Here is a 17,872-nt window from a genome sequence, read left to right as displayed (position 1 = left end):
CCGCCCACGCCACCGCCTGTCGCGCCGTCAGGCGCTTTGCACGGACGCGGCGAACGTGACGCAGCGGGCCGCCATGGCACGGACCACGTGGGGCGGGATGCCCGGGTTGCGGGCGGCGTCGCGCGCCGTCTCCCGGTCCAGCAGGGCCGCCGCCAGCACGGCCGCGGGGAGGGGCCCGTGCCGCAGGACGGCCGCGCGTACGGAGCCGACCGGGTCCTCGGTGAGGCGGATCGCGTCGGCGACGGGCAGGCGCGGGTCCTCGGCCGCCCGCCGGCGCACCTCCGGATCCCGGTCCCCGGCGAAGCGGGCGGCGAGCTCCGGGGTCGAGCCCGGGTCGTCCAGGGCGAGCCGCCGCATCCGTCCGTGCGGGTCGTCCGCGAACCGCAGCAGGCCCTCCCGGGGGAAGTTGGGATGCGTACGGGGGCGGCCGGGGGACGACAGGCTGCCGGTCCACCAGGTCCACACCCGCAGCAGCATCTCGGCGGGGGCGTCCTCGCAGGACTCCGCGAGGAACAGCTGCACCACCCGGTCGGTGTCCCACGCCAGCCGCCGGACCACGTCCGGCGGGAGCCTCCGGGCCCGGGCCACGCTCCGGCGCACCAGGACGTGCGAGGAGGCGGCGAGCTCGCGCATGGCCTCCGGGTCCTCGTGCCGGTCCGCGACCCAGGCCAGGGTGTGGGACCTGTCGGACGGATCGACGTCCACCCGGATCGCGGCCCGCTGTTCCTCGGTGAGGTCGGCGCGGAGCGCGACCGTGTACCGCACGCCCTCGTCCGGGTCCACGGCCAGCCGGGCCACGCTCCCCGGATCGAGGCGGGGATTGGCGGCGAGCGCCCTGCGCAGGCGCGCGTCGCCGGTGGCGAGGAGGTGCTCGACCAGGTCGGGGCCGAGACGGCAGTTCTCGACGGCCGGCTCGCCCAGCTCCTCCCGTACGAAGGCCTCGCGGGAGAGGGTCCGGTCCTCGTGGTGGCGCAGCTGCGCCGCGGTCCGCACCCCGGACGACCCGTCGGTGAGCAGGGCCCGGCGGAGGCCGGCCGGCAGTACGGACCAGGAGGACCGGCACACCGTCGCCCTGATCCCGGCCTCGGGGTCCTCGGCCAGCAGGGCGGCCAGGTGCCCGGGCAGTGCGGGCAGGCGGGCGGCTTCGGCCCGGACGCGGGCCGAGGGATCGGCGGCCAGCAGGGCGCAGGTCTCCTCGTCCAGGGCGGTCCGCCAGTCGACGGCGAGCATCGCGAGCAGCCACCGTTCGCGTTCGGTCGCGGCGGCGCGCAGGAGCCGGGCCCAGTGGTCGGGGGCCAGCCGCCGCCCCAGCTCTACGGCCCGGAGCGTGGCCTTGGGATCCGGATGCGCCAGGGCCATCTCCACGAGCTCGTCCGGCGGGAGCCGCCACCACAGCTCGGGGAAGGAGCGCAGCAGCTCCCGGCGGACGGGGTCGGGGGTGCCCGGGTTGACGGTGAGGGCCTCGGCCCAGGCGTCCAGGACGGCCGGGGCGGGGTCGGGGCCCGCCCGGAAGGCGTCCCAGGCCGCCGCGGCGTCCTCGGCGCCCCGCCGGGCACCGGCCTCGGCCGCTTCGGCGATCCGTGCGCCCACCCCGGTCAGCACCAGCGGCCGAGCGGCACCGGCGCCGGGACCGGAGACCGCCCGTACGACGGTCTCGCCGTCCGTGGTGGCGAGGAGCAGGCCCCGCGGGTCGGGATCCGGCCCGGTGAGGAGGCCCGCCAGGGCCGCGACGGGATCGGCGGACCCGATCCGGACCCGGCGCCACGCCCTGCCCGTGCAGCCCCGCGGGGACCACGGTCCCTCGAACGCGAGCAGGAACTCGCGGCCGCCGCCGAGGAGGAGGGCGGCCGCTTCGGCCGGGCCGGAGGCGGGTTCGCCGTCCGCCGCCGCCACCGCGAGGACCCGTCGCGCCGTGCCGGCCTCCCGTATGCCGGGCAGCCACCAGTTCCCCAGGGGCTCCAGCCCCATGGAGGCCAGCAGTCCCTCGTACCCCTCGCGGTCCCGCAGCCTGTCGTCCCTCACGTCCCCCGCGCCCCCTTGTCCTCGTGCTTCCCGCCATCCTCTCCCGAGGGGTCGCCGGCTCCGGGAACAGGGGGTCCGGTGGCGCGGTGCTAGCCGGCCCGTACGAGCTCCAGGACCTTGATGCCCAGCTCCAGCGCCTCGTCCGGCTCGCGCACGCACTGCTGGTAGTCGACGAAGCAGCCCTCGGCGCCGGTGTCCCTGATCCCCGCGAGGACGGTCGCGATCTCCTCGTACGACGCGCCCGGCTTCGGGTTGAAGCGGATGCTGCGGCGCAGGAGGCCGGGGTCGCGGCCGGCCTCCTCCGCGGCCCGCCGGGCGGTGTCCCAGAGTCCGGCCAGGGCCGCGGGCGGCAGGACGGCTCCGACCCAGCCGTCGGCCCGGCGTCCGACCCGGCGCATCGCGGCGGGCGAGAAGCCGCCCAAGTAGACGGGAGGGTGCGGCCGTTGGGCCGGGCGGAGGCCCACGTGGGCGAGCGGGATGCGCCAGTGCGGGCCCTCGTGCTCGAACTCCTCCCGCGTCCAGATGCCCTGGAGGACGTCGAGGATCTCGTCGAGGCGTTCCCCGCGCCGGCCGAAGTCGGCGTTGACGGCGGTGTATTCGTCCCGGAGCCACCCGATGCCGAACCCGACGTCCAGCCGTCCGCCGGAGACCAGGTCCAGCGAGGTGAGGGTGCGGGCCAGCAACAGGGGCGGATACCAAGGGGCGTTGAGGGTGCTCATGCCGAGGCGGGCCCGGGTGGTCGCGGTGGCGGCGACGGTCAGGACCGTGAGCGGGTCGAGGAAGGTGCGGTACTCGGGCGGGTACGGGTTGCTCGGCGTGTGGCCCGGGTAGAGGTCGCTGGGCTCGACCGGGGTCAGCGACCGGTCCCCCACCCAGAACGAGTCGAACCCGGCGCCCTCCGCGTCGCGCGCGAAGCCCGCGATCCGGGCGGCCTGGGCGTGGGTGCCGTACTGGGGCAGTGCGATGCCTATCTCCATGGCCCCATCGTGGACGCGGGGCGGCCCCGGAGCCCAAGGGCGCCACATGTGACGCGCGCCACATGATCCGGGCCGCGCGATCCTCCCCCGAGCCGCGCCCGAGGGGTTCTCGGGCGGAGCCCGAACGGGGCCGGATCTCCGCGCGAGGTCCGGCCCAGGCGCGCACGAGTCCCGCGCGACCGCGGCTGGTTACCTTTCGAAGACCGACGGCACGTCCCGTACGCCCCCGGATCCTCCCGTCCACGACGTCCGTACGAGCCAGATGCCCTGCTGACGCAGGGGGAGATGAGAGCGAATGAACCCCGAGCGCACCCTGGTGCTCGTCGGTGCGACCGACGAGACCGTGCGGAAGGCACACGACCTGGGGCTGAGCGTGCTGTTGCTCCAACACCCCACCAAGGTCAGCGAGGAGCAGAACCGGCTCGCGGCGGCCGTCGAGGTCGTCGACTTCACCGACTGGTCGCTGGTCGAGCCCCTGGTGCGGGCCTGGCACCGGAGCCCCGGCTTCGCCGCGGCCCTCTCCCTGACCGAGCCCGGACTGGAGAACGCGGGCCGGATCAACGATCTGTACGGCCTCGGGGGAACCGGCTACGAGGTGACCGCCCGGATCCGCGACAAGGCCGCCATGCGGCGCTACGTGGCCGAGCACGACCCCGCGCACGCCGTGGGGGCCCGCTCCCTGCGCGCCCGCGAGGACCTCGACGCCTTCGGCGCCGCGTACGGCTTCCCCTTCATCGTCAAGCCCGTCGACGCGACCGCGAGCATCGGTGTCCAGCGGGTCGAGGGACCGCAGGACGCCGACCGGGTCTGGGACGAGGTGGTCCGGCTCTCCGGCACCCGCACCGACCGCGTCTCCTCGCTGTTCGTCCTGCAGGACTTCCTGATGGAGGAGTACCTGGACGGCCCCGAGTTCAGCGTCGAGTCCTTCAGCTTCGCGGGCCGCCACGTGATCGTCACGATCACGGAGAAGTTCACCTCGGACGGCCACTTCGCCGAGCTCGGCCACGCCGTCCCGGCCCGGCTGTCCCCCGCCGACGAGGACGCGGCGCGCGACGCGGTGCGCGGCTTCCTGGACGTGATGGGCATCCGCGACGGGGTCTGCCACACCGAGGTGCGTCTCACCGCCAAGGGCCCGCGCGTCATCGAGGGGCACAACCGGATCGCCGGTGACGCCATCCCCGAGCTGGTGCAGAGCGCCTTCGGCATCGACCTGAGCATGCTCGCCCTCGCCCACCCCTTCGGCCTGGCCGAAGAACTGCCCGACCGGCCCACGGCCCGCGGGGGCGCCGCCGTGCGCACCCTGGTCGGCACGCCGGGCACCCGCGTGGAATCCGTCGCCGGGGTCGAGGAGGCGCGCGGTGCGCAGGGCGTCATCGACGTCCGCATCAGCGCCCGGCCCGGCGACGCCGTACGGACGCTGAAGGACAACTGGGACCGGCTCGGCCTGATCGCCGTCTCCGCCGGGGACACCACGGCGGCGATACGCCGCGGCGCCGAGGTGATACGGGAACACCTGCGCATCACCCTCGCGCGGCCCGACGGCGGGACCGACCTCGCGCGGCCGGCCGAGGTCAAGCGGCGCGAGAACCTGCTGATCCTGCACCGCAATCCGCTGGAGCCGTTCCCGTTCCGGTCCTGGCTGCCGGAGCACACCGGCGACATCGTCGTCCTCGGCTCCCGCGAGAAGATCGAACTCGCCGGGGAGAAGGTGCCCGACGGCGACCTCGGCTACACCCGCCTGGAGATCTTCGACGACTTCGACGCGGACGAGGTCGACGCCCGCGCGCTCGAACTGGCCGCCGCGCACGGGATCACCGGTGTGACGGCGCTGCACGAGGCGGACATGCTGCGGGCCGCGCGGCTGCGCGAACGGTTCGGGCTGCCGGGCGCGTGGTACGGCGACGTGCTGCCGTTCCGCGACAAGGCACTGATGAAGACGCGCGCCCAGGCGGCGGGCATCGAGGTCGCGTCCTGGCTGCAGGCGCGCACCGCCGAGGAGGCCCGCACGTTCGCGGCGGCCGAGGGCTTCCCGGTCGTGTTCAAGGAGCGTCAGGGCTTCAACGCGATCGGCCTGCGCATCCTGCAGGACGAGGCCTCCTTCGAGGAGTGCCTGACGGAGGTGTACGGGGCGGGCGAGCGCGACGACGTCCTCCTGGAGGACTTCGTCCCGGGCCGCATGTGCCACGTGGACGGTCTGGTGGCGGACGGGCGGGTGGCGATGGCCTGGCCCTCGCAGTACCAGTACGACCTGTCCTCCTTCGCCTCCGACCCGGGTCCGCGCATCGACCTCACCCTCGACCCGGACGACCCGATCACGCCGCGCCTGCTCGACCTCTCCGAGCAGGTCCTCGCCGCGCTCGCCCCCGAGGGTTCGCGGCTGCGCGACTACGCCTTCCACATGGAGGTCTTCCACACCCCCGACGACCGGCTGGTGCTGTGCGAGATCGCCTGCCGGCCCGGCGGCGCGAAGATCCGCGAGGTGTTCGGGACGCTGTTCGGCGTGCACCTCGGCGAGTACGCGGTGCGCGCCGACGCCGGCCACGAGCTCCACGCCGCCGTACGGCAGCGCGCCGAGTCCGGTGAGCTGCCCGCGCCGCGGTGCATGGCGGGACAGATGCTCCTGATGAAGCAGCCGGGTCTGGTGCGTTCGCTGCCGCAGGAGCCGCAGGAGCCGTGGCTCGCCGGGTTCTGGCTGTACGCCGAGGAGGGCCAGGTCATCGCGCCGGCCTCGGGTTCCTCCGACTTCCTCGCCGCCGCGGTGGGCACCGCGCCGAACCGCACGGAGTGCGAGCGCCGGCTGCGTGAGCTCGGGGTGTGGGTGCGGGAGCACAGCGAGATCGGGGACGCGCCATGACCGGTACCCGCCTGTCGGCGAAGACGCGCTACATGCTGGGCATGGTGGTCGACGCCACCGGAGCCGGCATGTACCTGCCCCTGTCCCTGCTGTACTTCCACCACGTCACCGGGCTCCCGCTCACCCAGGTCGGCACCCTGATGACCGCCGCCGCCGTGATCGGGCTGATCAGCAACCCGGCGGCGGGCGTCCTGATCGACCGGTTCGGGGCCCGTGCCGTCGTCACCGGCGGCTACCTGCTGCGGGCGGCCGGGTTCTGTACGTACCCGCTGGTGGACAACGGCGTCAGCATGTTCGCCGTGATCCTCCTGGTCGCGCTCGGCGACACCTCGTACCCGCCGGCGATCCAGTCCTTCATCGCCGAGTTCGTCCGGGGCACCGAGCGGGACAAGCTGCTCGCCGCGCAGCGCAGTCTGCGCAACGCCGGTCTGGGTGTGGGTGGTCTGATCGCGGGTGCCGTCCTGGCCCTGGGCAGCGACGCGTTCTACTACGTGATCGTGTTCTGCACGGCCGCGGGGTACGTGCTGGCCGCCGTGTGCTTCGGCTCCATTCCGATTCCCAGGACGGCACCGGACCCCGCGGCCCCCCGGGTCTCCCGCAAGGGCGGCTACCGGCTCGTGGCCCGCAACCGGCCCTTCCTCGCCCTGACACTGCTCAACGTGCCGACGGCGTTCGGTTACACGGTGCTGGCCGTCGGCATCCCGGCGTACGTCACCCAGGACCTGGGAGCGTCGACCTCTCTGGTGGGCGTCCTGTACGCGGTCAACACGGTCGGGATCGCGCTGCTGCAGATCCCGGTCACCCGGGCGCTCGTCGCCTTCCGCCGCACCCGTGCGGTGGCGCTGGGCGCGGCGGTGTTCGCGTCGTCGTTCGTGGTGTTCGCGGCCCTCGCCGGGGTGGCCGACAAGTCGGTCGTCCTGGTCGGGGTGTTCGTGGCGACGGCCCTGTTCACGGCGGGCGAGCTGATGCACGGCGCCACGGCGTCGGCGCTGTGCGCGCAGGCCGCTCCGGAGGAGACCCGGGGCCGCCACCTCGCGGTCTACCAGCTCTCGTGGGCGGTGCCCAGCGCCCTGGCGCCGGCCGTCCTGACCGCCCTGCTCACCCTGTCGCCGACGGCGATGTGGGTGGTGCTGGCGGCGGGTGCGACCGTCTCGGCCCTGGGGGTCCTGCGCCTGGAGTCCAGGCTGCCGCAGGAGGCGGTCCACCCGCGTCCCCGCCCGGAGCCGGAGCCGCAGCCGGTGCAGGGCCACTCCGCGGAGCCGGCCCGGACCTGAGCGCGTCCGCGCCGGACCGGCCCTCCGAGACCCCGTCCCAGCCGTGACCCCACGGCCCGGGCGGGGTCTCGGCGTACCGGACGCCCTCGGGCGGGCCACCGGGGGGGTAGCCCCACCCCGCCCCCGGGCGGTAGCCGCATCGTCCGGGGGCGTCGTGCACGGACATGCTGGTCCCGGCACGTTTTCCGGTTTCCAGACGATTCCACAGGAGTTGAGCCGTGCGTGAACAGTCAGGGCAGGAATACCACTGCGGCGGGCGGCGGAGAGGCCGGTCGGCGACCGTGCCGCTCCTGGCCGCGGTGGCCGTCGGCGTTCTGACGGCGGGGGCCCTGGCCCAGCCCGCGGCCTTCGCCGCCGCCCGGCCCGACAGCGTCCAACAGGGACTGACCGCGCTCGTGCGCTCCGACGGCATGCCCGGTGTGCTGGCCGGCGTCGAGGACCGCGAGGGGCACACCCGTACCTACACGGCGGGGGTCGGCGACCTTGCGACCGGCGCGGCGGTGCCCCGGAACGGACAGGTGCGGATCGGCAGCAACACCAAGGCGTTCACGGCGGTGGTCGTGCTGCAGCTGGTCGGCGAGGGGAAGATCGGCCTCGACACTGCGGTCGACACCTATCTGCCGGGCCTGGTCCGCGGCGAGGGCATCGACGGCAGCCGCATCACGGTCCGTCACCTCCTGCAGCACACGAGTGGACTGCCGGACTACCTCGACGACGATCTCCAGCCCAGGCCCTACGAGCCCCGTGAGCTCCTCGGCTTCGCCCTGCGGCACAAGGCCGCCTTCGATCCCGGGAAGAAGTGGGCGTACAGCAACACCAACTACGTGCTGGCCGGCATGATCGTCGAGAAGGTCACCGAACACCCCCTCGCCGAGGAACTGGAGCGGCGCGTCATCCGGCGCGCCGGGCTGCGCCACACCTACTTCCCCTCCCCCGGCGAGACGGGCATCCGCGAACCGCATCCGCAGGGCTACCACCGCGAATCGCCGGGCGCGCCGCTGCGCGACGTCACGGAAATGGACCCTTCCTGGGCCTGGGCGGCGGGTCAGATGATCTCCACCAATTCCGACCTCAACCGCTTCTACGCGGCCCTGCTGTCGGGCCGCCTCCTCCCGGACGCCCAGCTCGCCCAGATGCGGACCACCGTTCCCGCCGAGTACTTCGGCCACGGCGCGCGCTACGGACTGGGCCTCGTCAGCAGGCCGCTGTCGTGCGGCGGGGTCTACTGGGGCCACGGCGGCAGCTTCCCGGGGTACGAGACCCGGGGCGGGGTCAGGGAGGACGGGCGGGCGGCCGTCGACATCGCGGTGACCATCCAGCCGACCGACAAGGCGGCCATGGAACACGTCGAGGACGTGGTCGACACGGCCCTGTGCCGCTGAGAGCCGCCTCCGGGCCCGGCCGGTCCTCAGTCGCCGTTCGCCGAGAAGTGCTGGTAGTCCGGCTCGGACCAGCGGGCGCCCCAGGACCAGCCCACCGCCTCGAAGGCCCTGGTGACGGCATCGTCCGGGCGGATCACGCCGGGGCCCGCCCGGTCCCGGTCGAGGTGGGGCCGCCCGTTCGGCGGGTGGCTCGTGCCGTAGCGGTCGACGTACGGGTTCTCGACGGGGTTGATGTCGACGGCGTCGCCCCAGGCGTGCCGTGAGAGCCGGGCCGGGTCGCCGGTGACCCGTCGGCAGTTGAAGGCGGAGGTGTTGTCCGCGGCCATGGCCCGCTCGTCGCTGCCGCCGTATTCGGCGGTGACGCGCATCCGCCGGATCGGGAACCGGTCCTCGAAGGCCCGGGCGAACACGCGGAGCAGGGGGCCGACGGCGTCGCGGTGGACGATCAGCTCGCCCCGGTGGACCTTGCCGTCGAAGCCCCAGTGGTTCATCCGGACGAGCCGGAGGCGGTCCGGGGTCACGGGGCAGCCGGGCCGGTAGCTGGCGCCCAGTTTCCCGGCGGGAACGGCCGAGACGCCTGCGGAGAGCGCCGCCACCGGGTCATCGGGCACGGCCCGCAGCCCCGGGGCGGCCGCCTCCGGTACGCCGCAGGACGGCGTGGTCCCGCAGAGCGCGACCGTCAGTGCCACGGCTGCGAAGCGGTAGCGCACCCGTCCACCGTAGACCCGTCCGCTGCGGCGGGCACGGCGGAGCGGGTGCCCGTCAGCCCGCCTTCCAGACGACCTCGGGCGCGGTGCCGGTCTCGTTGCTCGGCTTGCCCGCGTCGCGGTCGCCCTGGAAGCCCACGAACGTCGGCTGCACATCCTCCGGAACCAGGTAGATCTCGCAGGTGGTGACGGACTTGCGCGAGATCAGGCGCAGGTCGGTGTCGGAAGCCTCCTGGCAGGGCTCGAACTTGGCCCCCCAGGACGGGGCGAAGAAGTAGGCGCGCTTCGGGTCGGTCCCGTGGAGCAGCAGCTTGAAGTTGAAGCTCCCTGCGTCCTCCTCGCCGCCCTTGTGGGTGTAGGTGGTGGTGACGTAGTAGGGGGTCTTGCCGTCCAGCAGTCCTACCCCGAGCTTCTCCACCGCGGCCTTGTCGCCCTTGACGACGGAGACCGGGGTGACGCTCAGCTCGGTCTTCTTGCTGTCGGGGAAGTGCGTCTCGGTCACGTCCGCCGCGGTCCCCAGGGCGAGCGGCTGGGCGAAGGTCCCCTTCGACGCGGCCGCCGGAGGCCCGCCGTCGTCCGGGCCGCAGCCGGTGAGGGCGAGGGCGGCCAGGGCGACGGGCGCGGCGGTTCGGAGCAGGCGGTTGTTCAACACGATGTGGATCCCCCGAGGTTGATGACGTGGTGCGGCCGGCCGCTTTCGCGGCGGTGATCGGCTCGGTGACCCTAACCCCCCGGATGATCACGCTTCACCACGTCCGTGTCACGGTCCTGTCCCAGCGGCGCCGGGCTGCGGCGGGCGCGGGACGGGGGCATCCTGACGGGAGGGCGCGTTCCCCTCCAGGAGGCACCGCATGCAGCTGGACGACTCACAGAGGGCCTGGGCCACGATCATCGGCGTCGTCGCCGTCATCCTCGCGGACATCGCCGCGATCGTCCTGATGAACACCGTCGGGCGGTGACCCGCCCGGGGTGCACTTCCCCCCGGTCCACCCCCGGGGTACTCCGCACGGTGCGTTGCGGGTCTACTCGCGGGCTGGCTACCGTCAAGTCTTGTACCTGAATGAGCGGTTGCCGCCGCACCGTCGGGGTCGCGGTGGGGCCGGGATCACATCGGGGCTCCGGTCACCACTTGTCGTGGCAGTTCCAGTGCCCCTTCACCCAGTGGGTGCTCTGATGGCCGGGGACCCAGTGCTTCTCCCACCAGCCGTGGCTCTTCCACCCGGGATGCCATCGGCCGTCGTGGTCCTTGTAACCAGGATGCCACTTGCCCTCGTGCCACTGCTTCTCGTAGTGCCCCCTGATCCAGATCTTGCTCCAGTGGCCGCGCTCCCACGTGCAGCGGTCGTGACGGTTGCCTCGGTCGTGGTTTCCGTCGCGGTTGTTGTCGTGGTTGGCGTAGCCATTGCCGTTGCCGTCGTTGTTGCCGTAACGGTTGCCGTCGTTGTTGCCGTTGCCGTTGTTGTCATGGTCGTCGGTAGGGACGGAGGTGACCGACGAGGACGGCACGGCCGACGTGGGCGCCGCCGCGGCCGAGGCGGGGCCGGCGACTCCGAGGGCCACGCCCCCGGCCAGCAGGCCCGTCGTGGCCACGCCGACGGCCAGATGGCGGAAGCGAGTGGGAACGTTCATGAATCTCATCTCCTGCACGCGGACACCGGTTGCCTCGGGGATTCGTCACCACTCACACGAAGGATGGGTAAAATTCATATAAATATGTAGAAATTGTACATATGGGTTGCCGTGCCGGGAAGTGGAATCTTCAGCAGATGTCGCGGAGACGGAGGCAGGCCCTCCCGGGCCCCCTACTGTGGTCCCCGTGACCGGACCAGCCCCGCACCTGCGTGCGACCGCGGACGCCTACGACGCCCTCGCCGTCCTCTATGCGGATTTCTCCCGCGACGCGCTCGACGGTCTCCCGCTGGACCGCTCGTTCATCGCGGCGTTCGCCGAGCTCGCGCGGGCCACCGGTTCCTCCGGTTCGGCCTCCGTCGCCGAACTGGGCTGCGGTCCGGGACATGTGACGGACCATCTGCGAGGTCTGGGGCTGGACGCGTTCGGGATCGACCTGTCGTCGGAGCTGATCGGGCTCGCCCGTCAGGAGTACCCCGGCATGCGGTTCGACGTCGGTTCGATGGACGCCCTGGACCTCGCCGACGGCGTACTCGACGGCGTCATGTCCTGGTACTCGGTCATCCACGCCCCGCCGGAGCACGTCCCCGCCTACCTGGCCGAGTTCCGTCGGGTGCTGACGGCGGGCGGCGCCCTGCTGGTCGCCTTCTTCGAGTCCGGGGGCGGCCCGGTGGAGGCGTTCGACCACAAGGTGACGACGGCCTACCGCTGGCCGATCGACGACCTCGCGGCGCTGGCGGGCGAGGCCGGTTTCGAGGAGGTCGGCCGCATGCTGCGGGAGCCGTGCGAGGGCGAACGGTTCCGGCGGGGCCATCTGTTGATGCGGGCGCGGTAGGGCCGCCTCCGCGACGACGAGGGGGCCGTCAGGTGTCCGGGGCGCGGTGCCAGTCCACCGCCCCGGTGCCCAGGGTGATCGTGGCCCGGGGCCGCATGGGCCGGTCGCCCCGTCGGGAGAGCAGGACGACCTCGCCGACCCGCGCCGACATGCTGCCCAGGCGTGCCGCGCACTCCGCGGCCAGGCCGCGCGGGTCCCGCTCGGCGCGGCCGAGCGACAGGTGCGGGGTGAAGCGGGGGAACCGGCCGCGGCACAGGGGGAACGGCTCCGCCAGCGCGTCCTGGAGCGCCGTCCAGGGGCCCGGGCCGGCCGCCGCCGGGTCCAGCCACACCGTGGCGTACGCGCGGTGCCTGAACGTACGCACTCCGCTGAGACGGACGGCGAAGGGCTCCCGCTCCGCGGCCACCGCGGCCAGCAGCGGGGCCGCGGCCGCGAAGTCGCTCTCCGGGACGAACCCGAAGAGCAGGTTGACGTGCGGTGGCCAGCGGCGGATCTGGGGGTCGTGCTCGGCCCGGATGTCCTGGATGGGGGGCCACAGCCCGGCAGGAGGGAGCCAGACGAGGGCGGTGCGGGGCGTGGGAGCCACCTGGAGGAGTCCCGGGACACCGCTCCCGCCACCGGCCGCCGCGGAAGGGTTCACCCCGTCATCATGCCCCGGTCGGGGGACCCGGGTCTCCCCCGCCGCGCGGCGGGGGAGGTGGGTGGGCGCCCGCGGCGATGGCGGGTCCGGCCGGGCGCGTCCGCGTCACGTCACGGAACCGCCACAAGCCCGTGCCCCGGAGAACCGGGCGGGGCCCGGGCGCGTGTCCGGCCACGCGTGCCGGTGCGGGACCGGCCGTGGACCTCGGGGAGCGCTCATGCACCACACGACAGGTGTCGCCCGGACCGCAGCGGTGCTGGCGGCGGCGGTGACGGTCACGGCCCTGATGACGGGCTGCACGCCGACCGGCGAGGACGGCGCGGCCGCCGTGCCCTCGTCACCGGCGTCGGCGCCCTCGGCCCCGTCGAAGCCCTCCGCGACGCCCAAGGCCTCCCCGCCCGCCGGGCCGACGCCCTCCGGCGGGACCAAGGCCTGTACGACCGGGCAGGTCGAGGTCTCCGACGCCCACCAGGCCGATGTCCGGCCGCCCGGTACGGGAACGGGCGCCGTCGTCGTCCCGGTGACGAACACCTCGACCCACCCCTGCACGCTCCAGGGGTTCCCGACGGTCGCCGGAGCCGGGAACGGCTCGCCCGACCACAACCTCCGGCTGGCCACCACCCACAGCGGCACGGCCACCGCGGTGTCCCTGGCCCCGGGCGCCCGCGCCTGGACCAAGCTGACCTTCGTCAACGTACAGGGCGAGGCCGACGGCTACTGCGTGTCCGGCGCCACGCCGGCCGCCTTCCCCACGCTCGTCCTGGGCGTCCCGGGGGCGGGCTCGCACCAGATCGCCATGGACGACGGCGTTTTCGCGGAGTGCGACGACAAGGTGACCGTCACCGCGTTCTCCTCGGCCAAACCTTCCTGACCAGCTCGTAGGAGCGGAGGCGGTCGCCGAGGTCGTGGACGGGCGTGGTCAGCATCAGCTCGTCCGCGCCCGTCTCCTCCGCCAGCGCGGCGAGCCGCCGTACGACGGTCTCCGGCGTCCCGACGGCCTGCTGTGCCCGGAAGTGGGCCAGCGCCTGCCGCTCCTCCGGTGTGAAGGGGTGCGCGGCGGCGGCCTCCGGGGTGGGGAACGGCAGGTCGCTCACCCCCTTGAGGAGCCCGGCCTTGACGACGTCCATCGGTCCGACGCGCCAGGCGGCCTCCTCCTCCGTATCGGCGCACACGGTCTCCACGCACAGCAGCACTCGGGGCCGCTCGCACCAGCGGGACGGGGTGAAGTCGGCGCGGTAACGCTCCAGGACCGCCCGGGTGTTGTCCGGCCTGATGTGGTGCGCCACCGCCACCGGCAGACCGAGCTCGGCGGCGAGAGCGGCGCCCGCCGGGCTGGAGGCCAGCAGCCACGGCTCCGGCAGCGGGCCCAGGGCGACCTCGTCCACCAGGAAGGACAGGGTCGCGGCCACGTCGTCCCGGTACTCCGCGTCGGTGACCGGTCCGGCTCCGCGGCGCAGTGCCCGTGCGATGCCCTCGTCGAAGGTCCCGGGGCCGCGGCCGATGCCCAGGTCGATGCGGTCCTCGTGCAGGGCGGCAAGCGTGCCGAACTGCTCCGCGAGCATGATCGGGGCGTGGTTGGGGGCCAGTACGCCGCCGGAGCCGAGACGGACGGCCGAGGTCGAGGCGGCGGCGTGCGCGATCAGCACGACCGGCGGGAAGGCTCCGATCGCGGGCGAATGGTGGTGCTCGGCGTACCAGAGGCGGTGGTAGCCCAGCCGTTCCAATCCCTGTGCGAAGGCCGCGGTGTCCCGCAGGGTGTCCAGGGCGCGGGTGTCCGTCTGGACCATCGCGACTTCCAGCGCCGAAAGAGGTATGTCGAGCATGGCGTCAGCATAGGGATCACACGTCCGAACAGCGGATCGATGATCGCTTTCGCGCCATCGGGCCGGGCGGGCGCACGGGTGGTGCCAGACTGGGGGCATCCGTACGTTCGGCGGCGTTCCACGTTTTCCGGAGGTGTCACGGCGTGGCATTCGAAGCCAAGGATTCCTTCCCCGTCATGCGGCCCGCGGTGCGGGAGACGTACGGGCCCGCGGACCTGAGCCGGGAGCCGGTGTTCGCCGGCGGGTTCATCAACTTCGGTTACTGGCAGGGCATCGACCTGACGGCCCCGCTCGGCGAGGCGGAGCGGATCCGCAGCCAGCAGGACCTCTACCGACGGGTCCTCGACGCCGCCGGGCCGCTGGAGCGGCGGCGGGTCCTGGAAGTGGGCTGCGGGCTCGGGATGGGCTGTGCGCTGGCCCTGGGCGAGTACCGTCCGGCCGGGGTCACCGGCATGGACATCCACCCCGCCCAGTTGGAACGGGCCCGCCAGGCGCACGCGGGCCTCCTGGACGAAGCACCGGAACGGCTGGGATTCGTACGGGGCGCGGCGGAGCGGATGCCCTTCGCGGACGCCGAGTTCGATGCCGTCGTCAGCGTGGAGGCGGCGCAGCACTTCCCGGATCTGGCCGCCTTCGCCGGGGAGACGGCGCGCGTGCTGCGTCCGGGCGGACGGGTCGCCGTCGCCAGCTTCTTCACCACGGACGGCGCGCCCGCCCGGGACGGGGAACTGGCTCTGCTGCTCGACACCTACGCCAAGGGGCTGGACATCGCCCGCCCGGTGTCCGCGCTCACCGACGCGCTCACGGCGTCCGGTTTCGCGGGGGCACGGGCCGAGTCGATCGGCCACCGGGTCTGGGCCGGCTGGGACGCCTGGCTGTCGAGGCTGTGGGCGGCGGACACCTGGCCGCGGAACTTCCTGAGGGCGTACGAGCGGCGGATCCTCGACTACTACGTCGTCACGGCCCACCGCCCGTAGGCGGCCGGGTCGGCCGGGTCGGCCGGGGGGAGGTAAGCGGGGGCCGTGCGGCGGCGTGTCGGGAGAGGTGGCGGAGCGGCTGCGCCACGGTGGAGCCCATGGCCCCGAACCTCGCGAAAGGCTCGCCGTGACTCCCGAGCTCCGCCCCCTGGACACCCGCCGACGCACCCTGCTGCTGGCCGTCGGCACCACCGCCCTCACCGGTCTGGCCTCGGCGTGTACCGGAGGGCGGGACGGCACGGAGGCGGCCGCCGGGCGGGCCGCCGCCGTACGGGCCGTCACACCGAACCCGTCCGGCCCGCCCCCGAACTGCGTGCTCGCCGCCGAGACCGGGGAGGGCCCGTACTACACCCCGAAGAGCCAGATCCGCTCCGACGTCACGGAGGACCGCCAGGGCGTTCCGCTCCGGCTGGACCTGCAGGTCGTACGGGCCGCCGAGGGGTGCGCGCCGCTGGCGAAGGTGGCGGTCGACATCTGGCACGCCGATGCCTCCGGCCTGTACTCGCAGCACGGCGCCGGCTATCTGCGCGGCACCCAGAGCACCGACGGGGACGGCCGCGTGTCGTTCCGGACGATCGTGCCGGGCTGGTACGCGCACATCGCCCCGCACGTGCACTTCAAGGTCCGCCCCGGGCGCCGCACCGCGGTCTCGTCCCAGCTGTTCCTGCCCGAGGAGCTGCTCAACACGGTGTACGCGGTCGATCCCTACTCCCGCCGCAAGGCCCCCGCGCATCCCAACACCCGCGACGACCGCTTCGCGTCCAAGGGGGCCCGGCTGACGCTGGACCCGGTGCGGGACGGGTCCGGTTACCGCGCCTCGTTCGTCATCGGCATCGTCTGACCGGCGGCGCGGGAGATCGCCCGTACGGAGCGTCCGGCGTGCCCCGGCGCCCCGGCGCGGGCACGCTGGGGGCATGCCCGATCGCCTGCACGTCGTCGTCCATCCGGTCGCTCCCGGGGGTGGCCGGGCGGTGGTCGCGCACGTGCACGGGGAGGACCGCCCGCTCGGCATGGCGCACTCGCTCGCCGACGTGGTCGAGATGTTCCGTGCGGCCGGTCTGGAGACCGCGGTGGGCTGGCCGCCGATCCGCTGGCTGGGCGGGGCGCCCGACGAGTGGGGCGAAGACTAGTGCCGCGACCGGCGGGGTTCAGCCGCGGTGTGCGGGGAAGAGCACGTCCGCGGTGTGCCGGGTGTCCGCGTACTCGCGCACCGCGGCGATCCGACCGTCGCGGACGGTGAACACCCCGGCGCAGCGGTTGGCGTAGGCGGCGCCGTCGACCGTGGTCGCCGTCGAGGTCCATTCGGCGAGGACCTGGTCTCCGTCGGCGAAGGCGTGGGTCAGCTCGATCACGGTGGTGCCGGGGCGGATGAGGGGGCCCACGGCGCCGAGGAAGTCCTCCAGGATGGCGGTACGGCCCTCGTGGGTGCCGGAGATCGGCAGGTCGCCGGGGTAGGTCCAGGTGGCGTCGGGCGCGAAGCTGTCGCGGACGGCGGGGAGGTCTCCGTCGCGCACCGCTTCGACGTAACGGGTGACGACGGCCTTGGGGTCGGTGGCGGTCATGGGGAGCTCCGTTTCGGTGGCTGTGTCTCGCGGTCCGTCGGGCCGCTGTGGTCACAGCTCACCGCACGGGCTCCCGTCGTTCCAACAACCGTCCGACCGCCTCGACAACCGGGCGTTGTCGCCGCAGGTGGCAGCTGCGGCCGGGGCGCCCGCCGCCGCGGGCGCCCCGTGCACCGGCCCCGGGTCAGCGCGCGGCGAGCAGCTGCAGCGTGTCGATGACGCGGTTCGAGAAGCCCCACTCGTTGTCGTACCAGGCGACCACCTTGATGTGGCGGCCGTCGACGCGGGTCAGCTCCGAGTCGAAGATCGACGAGGCCGGGTTGCCCGTGATGTCGGAGGAGACCAGCGGGTCCTCCGAGTACTCCAGTACGCCGGCGAGCGGGCCCTGCGCCGCGGCGCGGTAGGCGTCCAGCACCTCGTCGCGCGTCACGTCGCGGGCGACCGTCGTATTGAGCTCGACGATCGATCCGACGGGTACGGGCACGCGGATCGAGTCGCCGGACAGCTTGCCGTCGAGGTTCGGCAGGACGAGGCCGATCGCCTTGGCCGCGCCCGTCGTGGTCGGCACGATGTTGACGGCGGCGGCGCGGGCGCGGCGGGGGTCCCGGTGCGGGCCGTCCTGGAGGTTCTGCTCCTGCGTGTAGGCGTGCACCGTGGTCATGAAGCCGTGCTCGATGCCCGCGAGGTCGTCGAGGACCTTGGCCAGGGGTGCGAGCGCGTTGGTGGTGCAGGAGGCGTTCGAGACGATCGTGTGCAGGTCCGGGTCGTACGCGTCGGTGTTCACCCCGAAGGCGAGCGTGATGTCGGCGCCGTCCGCCGGCGCGCTGACCAGTACCTTCTTCGCACCTGCGTCGAGGTGGGCGCGGGCCGCCTTGGCCGAGGTGAAGCGACCGGTCGCCTCCAGCACGATGTCGACGCCGAGCTCCGCCCACGGCAGGTTCGCCGGCTCGCGCTCGGCCGTCACGGTGATGCGGCGGCCGTCGACGACGAGGACGTTCCCCTCGACGGTCACCGGGCGGCCGAGGCGGCCCGACGTGGTGTCGTACGCGAGCAGCCGGGCGAGGGTGGCGGGCTCGGTGAGGTCGTTGACGGCGACGACATCGAGGTCGCTGTCGCGTTCGAGCAGCGCGCGCAGCACGTTGCGTCCGATGCGGCCGAATCCGTTGATGGCGATGCGAGTCATGAGGCGT

The 17,872-nt window shown here is 73.6% G+C and carries 17 protein-coding genes; 8 read left to right on the top strand and 9 right to left on the bottom strand.

Annotation, left to right across the window (positions count from 1 at the left end; genetic code table 11):
• Window positions 1–27: 27 nt before the first annotated feature.
• Window positions 28–2,022: a PE-PGRS family protein gene (locus SLAV_RS35550; protein ID WP_100661134.1), complete on the bottom strand. Its 1,995-nt coding sequence runs from the start codon at window positions 2,020–2,022 to the stop codon at window positions 28–30.
• 89 nt (window positions 2,023–2,111) lie between these two features.
• Entirely contained in the window at window positions 2,112–2,999 is an 888-nt protein-coding gene (locus SLAV_RS35545) for a TIGR03619 family F420-dependent LLM class oxidoreductase (RefSeq protein WP_030230339.1), read from the bottom strand.
• Window positions 3,000–3,294: 295 nt separating this feature from the next.
• On the opposite strand from SLAV_RS35545, the gene SLAV_RS42745 reads away from it, so the two are divergent.
• From SLAV_RS42745 to SLAV_RS35525, 3 genes are all read left to right on the top strand, one after another.
• Window positions 3,295–5,853: an ATP-grasp domain-containing protein gene (locus SLAV_RS42745; RefSeq protein WP_234333620.1), complete on the top strand. Its 2,559-nt coding sequence runs from the start codon at window positions 3,295–3,297 to the stop codon at window positions 5,851–5,853.
• Complete coding sequence (locus tag SLAV_RS35530) at window positions 5,850–7,127, top strand: MFS transporter (protein WP_030230336.1); 1,278 nt, start codon at window positions 5,850–5,852, stop codon at window positions 7,125–7,127. Before SLAV_RS42745 ends, SLAV_RS35530 begins: the two co-directional genes overlap by 4 nt.
• Window positions 7,128–7,345: 218 nt before the next feature.
• A complete protein-coding gene (locus tag SLAV_RS35525; RefSeq protein WP_030230331.1) occupies window positions 7,346–8,509 on the top strand; it encodes a serine hydrolase domain-containing protein in 1,164 nt (387 codons plus the stop codon).
• Between the two features lie 26 nt (window positions 8,510–8,535).
• Here SLAV_RS35525 and SLAV_RS35520 read toward each other — a convergent pair whose 3' ends face one another.
• The 3 genes from SLAV_RS35520 to SLAV_RS41225 all read right to left on the bottom strand — a co-directional run bounded on the left by SLAV_RS35520 (window position 8,536) and on the right by SLAV_RS41225 (window position 10,845).
• The gene (locus SLAV_RS35520) at window positions 8,536–9,219 is read right to left on the bottom strand and encodes a M15 family metallopeptidase (protein WP_030230330.1); all 684 of its coding nucleotides are present in this window, start codon (window positions 9,217–9,219) and stop codon (window positions 8,536–8,538) included.
• Between the two features lie 52 nt (window positions 9,220–9,271).
• Window positions 9,272–9,868 carry a hypothetical protein gene (locus SLAV_RS35515; protein ID WP_158740680.1) on the bottom strand — a complete coding sequence of 199 codons (597 nt, stop codon included), beginning with the start codon at window positions 9,866–9,868 and terminating at the stop codon, window positions 9,272–9,274.
• A gap of 470 nt (window positions 9,869–10,338) precedes the next feature.
• Window positions 10,339–10,845, bottom strand: a complete 507-nt coding sequence (locus SLAV_RS41225; protein ID WP_037687367.1) for a hypothetical protein — start codon at window positions 10,843–10,845, stop codon at window positions 10,339–10,341.
• A 187-nt stretch (window positions 10,846–11,032) separates the two neighbouring features.
• On the opposite strand from SLAV_RS41225, the gene SLAV_RS35505 reads away from it, so the two are divergent.
• Window positions 11,033–11,680 carry a class I SAM-dependent methyltransferase gene (locus SLAV_RS35505; protein WP_030230325.1) on the top strand — a complete coding sequence of 216 codons (648 nt, stop codon included), beginning with the start codon at window positions 11,033–11,035 and terminating at the stop codon, window positions 11,678–11,680.
• 28 nt (window positions 11,681–11,708) lie between these two features.
• Here SLAV_RS35505 and SLAV_RS35500 read toward each other — a convergent pair whose 3' ends face one another.
• A complete protein-coding gene (locus SLAV_RS35500) occupies window positions 11,709–12,320 on the bottom strand; it encodes a 2'-5' RNA ligase family protein (RefSeq protein ID WP_030230323.1) in 612 nt (203 codons plus the stop codon).
• A gap of 217 nt (window positions 12,321–12,537) precedes the next feature.
• On the opposite strand from SLAV_RS35500, the gene SLAV_RS35495 reads away from it, so the two are divergent.
• Window positions 12,538–13,191, top strand: a complete 654-nt coding sequence (locus SLAV_RS35495; protein ID WP_030230321.1) for a DUF4232 domain-containing protein — start codon at window positions 12,538–12,540, stop codon at window positions 13,189–13,191.
• Here the strand turns inward: SLAV_RS35495 and SLAV_RS35490 are convergent.
• Window positions 13,160–14,143, bottom strand: coding sequence for an LLM class flavin-dependent oxidoreductase (locus tag SLAV_RS35490; protein WP_030230318.1), 984 nt, complete (start codon window positions 14,141–14,143; stop codon window positions 13,160–13,162). The genes SLAV_RS35495 and SLAV_RS35490 overlap by 32 nt on opposite strands.
• Window positions 14,144–14,286: 143 nt before the next feature.
• On the opposite strand from SLAV_RS35490, the gene SLAV_RS35485 reads away from it, so the two are divergent.
• The 3 genes from SLAV_RS35485 (at window position 14,287) to SLAV_RS35475 (ending at window position 16,250) form a co-directional block, all read left to right on the top strand.
• Window positions 14,287–15,120, top strand: coding sequence for a class I SAM-dependent methyltransferase (locus SLAV_RS35485; RefSeq protein ID WP_030230317.1), 834 nt, complete (start codon window positions 14,287–14,289; stop codon window positions 15,118–15,120).
• A 127-nt stretch (window positions 15,121–15,247) separates the two neighbouring features.
• Window positions 15,248–15,961 carry a dioxygenase family protein gene (locus SLAV_RS35480; RefSeq protein WP_051840985.1) on the top strand — a complete coding sequence of 238 codons (714 nt, stop codon included), beginning with the start codon at window positions 15,248–15,250 and terminating at the stop codon, window positions 15,959–15,961.
• A 73-nt stretch (window positions 15,962–16,034) separates the two neighbouring features.
• Window positions 16,035–16,250 (top strand): hypothetical protein, encoded by a 216-nt coding sequence (locus SLAV_RS35475; protein WP_030230313.1) that lies wholly within the window; start codon window positions 16,035–16,037, stop codon window positions 16,248–16,250.
• Window positions 16,251–16,268: 18 nt separating this feature from the next.
• Here the strand turns inward: SLAV_RS35475 and SLAV_RS35470 are convergent, their stop codons facing one another.
• The gene (locus SLAV_RS35470; RefSeq protein ID WP_030230311.1) at window positions 16,269–16,682 is read right to left on the bottom strand and encodes a nuclear transport factor 2 family protein; all 414 of its coding nucleotides are present in this window, start codon (window positions 16,680–16,682) and stop codon (window positions 16,269–16,271) included.
• 184 nt (window positions 16,683–16,866) lie between these two features.
• Complete coding sequence (gene gap / locus SLAV_RS35465; protein ID WP_030230308.1) at window positions 16,867–17,865, bottom strand: type I glyceraldehyde-3-phosphate dehydrogenase; 999 nt, start codon at window positions 17,863–17,865, stop codon at window positions 16,867–16,869.
• Between the last annotated feature and the right edge of the window lie 7 nt (window positions 17,866–17,872).

It is taken from the genome of Streptomyces lavendulae subsp. lavendulae (genome assembly GCF_002803845.1).
GTDB classification, from domain to species: Bacteria; Actinomycetota; Actinomycetes; order Streptomycetales; family Streptomycetaceae; genus Streptomyces; species Streptomyces lavendulae.
The sequence above is the reverse complement of the archived record's forward strand: the minus strand, read 5'-3'. Positions and strand labels throughout refer to the sequence as shown.